Source organism: Bacillus cereus group sp. N14 (assembly GCF_016483555.1).
GTDB classification, from domain to species: Bacteria; Bacillota; Bacilli; order Bacillales; family Bacillaceae_G; genus Bacillus_A; species Bacillus_A wiedmannii.
The window spans coordinates 1-2,379 of record NZ_JAEHBQ010000049.1; the positions used below are offsets into that span (position 1 = coordinate 1).

Genomic DNA, 2,379 nt, shown 5'->3' on the forward strand with positions numbered 1-2,379 from the left:
GGACCTTGTCCCTGTGAGAGTAGGACGTCGCCAAGCAACTTTAAGACGAGTCAGAATGACTCGTCTTTTTTGTGTTTTAAACTTCTTATCAGCTTCAAGTAAGTATCCGTATTCTTTTGATCCCCTCATATTCATTTTCTTTCATCATTTTTGATGTGTAGTTTAAGATTTTCTATTCTATTTTTTGTAGAAGCAATCTATCGGTGTGTTAAAATAGTACAGTTGTTTTTTGAGGTACCTTAATATAGGGAGATTTAAAATTTTTTAAGGAGATAATATGAAAAAGATAGGTGTAATTACTATAGTAGTTTTAGTCCTTCTAGCAATTACTTATATGTTAGTCGGGAATTATTTTTATAATTATGCGTTGAATGCGAAACAAGAGAAAGAGTTTTTAGAGGATAATCCTCACTTAGTAGAAACTGTGAATGCATCGGGAGTTGTGTTCGCTACAAATGAAGAAAAGGATGCGAACTTTGTATCAAATCATAAACCTAATAAACAAAACATAAATTCTTTCGATAAGTTGAAATTAACAGGTTATGAATATATGAATGAACAATCCAGCCATAAATGGGCAATTGTAGTTCATGGATATGATAGTAGGGCATCGAAAATGACGAAATATATCCGGAACTTTTATGAACAAGGATATAACGTTATAGCACCAGACCTTCGTGGGCATGGAAATAGTGAAGGTGATTATATAGGGATGGGCTGGCATGATCGTAAAGATATTTTGATTTGGATTCAACAAATTGTAAAGAAAGACCCTAATGCTGAAATAGCACTCTTTGGTGTTTCAATGGGCGCGGCAACTGTAATGATGACTTCAGGTGAAGAGTTACCTTCTAACGTTAAAGTTATTATTGAAGATTGTGGATACTCAACTGTTATTGATGAATTTACTTATCAATTAAACGATTTATTCCACTTGCCGAAGTTTCCTGTTATGAATGCGGCAAATACAGTTACAAAATTAAGAGCTGGATATGATTTAGAAGAAGCTTCAGCTATAAAACAAGTGGCAAAAAGTAAAACACCTATGCTATTTATTCATGGGGATGCTGATACATTTGTTCCTTATGAAATGTTAGATGAAGTATATAATGCTGCAAAAGTAGAAAAAGAGAAATTAATTGTTCCAGGTGCTGGACATGGAGAAGCCGAGAAGGTAGATTCGAATAAATATTGGAATACCGTATGGAAGTTCGTGGGGAGATACATTCCAGCGTAATTAGATTGTTTTAGATTTGTATATACGATAATCAGAAGAAAATGTTTTTATACTTTTGATTATCGTTTTTTCTATTTAAAAACTTATTTTAGTTTGTAGTATATAAGGTTTGAAGCATAAATTTTTGAATTCCTTATTGCCAGTGCTACAATAATTGAAAACTACATGTTAATGAGGTGTTTCTATGAAAATTGAAGTATGGTCAGATTTTGTATGCCCATTTTGTTATATTGGGAAACGTAGATTAGAAATGGCTTTAGAGCAATTTCCGCATAAGAAGGATGTTGAAGTGGAGTTTAAAAGTTTTGAATTAGACCAAAATGCTCCAATCTATTCTGGAACAAGTATTAATGAAGTACTTGCATCAAAGTACGGGATTAGTATTGAAGAAGCTAAGCGTAATAATGTACAACTAGGAAGTCATGCAGCTAGTATGGGTTTAAGTTTTAATTTTGATGAGATGAAGCCGACGAACACTTTTGATGCGCATCGTCTAGCTAAATTTGCAAAGGATCAAGGGAAAGAAAAAGAGATTACGGAAAATCTACTTTTTGCATATTTCACTGAATCGAGAAATTTAAGTGATGTGGATACGCTTGCTACTATTGCTGAAGCTTCAGGTTTAGATAAGCAAGAAGCTTTACGTGTTATTAATGATAAAGGTGCATATGCAAATGATGTTAGAATTGATGAAGCGATTGCTCAGCAATATCAAATTTCAGGAGTACCTTATTTTATTATTAATCAAAAGTATGCTATTTCAGGTGCGCAACCACTCGAAACTTTTGTCGGTGCACTTCAACAAGTGTGGGAAGAAGAGAATCCAGCACCTAAGTTACAAGAGCTTTCTTCAGAGGGTGGAAGCGATATGTCTTGTACGGATGAAAGTTGTTCGATACCTTCAAAAGAACAATAGTTTTTATGAAGGAATAGCAACCCATAGAGTATTTTATGGGTTGCTTATCTATTCTTATAGAAGAGGTATATAAATAGATAATTTAATAACGTAAATAGGATTTATAAAAAATGAAGTTTTTTTATAAAAACATATTGACGGTTGTATCTTAGAGGTGTAATATAGAACAAGTCGCCGATGCAATAACGCAGAACGCGGCAAACGAAATGAAAAACTTAGTTGACAT

The 2,379-nt window shown here is 33.4% G+C and carries 2 protein-coding genes; both read left to right on the forward strand.

All coding sequences use genetic code 11. The annotated features are described in order from the left end of the window. The first annotated feature begins 277 nt into the window (after nt 1-277). Complete coding sequence (locus JDS82_RS28935) at nt 278-1,237, forward strand: alpha/beta hydrolase (protein ID WP_199714321.1); 960 nt, start codon at nt 278-280, stop codon at nt 1,235-1,237. Between the two features lie 184 nt (nt 1,238-1,421). Further along, a complete protein-coding gene (locus tag JDS82_RS28940) occupies nt 1,422-2,153 on the forward strand; it encodes a DsbA family oxidoreductase (RefSeq protein WP_000687944.1) in 732 nt (243 codons plus the stop codon). The last annotated feature ends 226 nt before the right edge of the window (nt 2,154-2,379 follow it).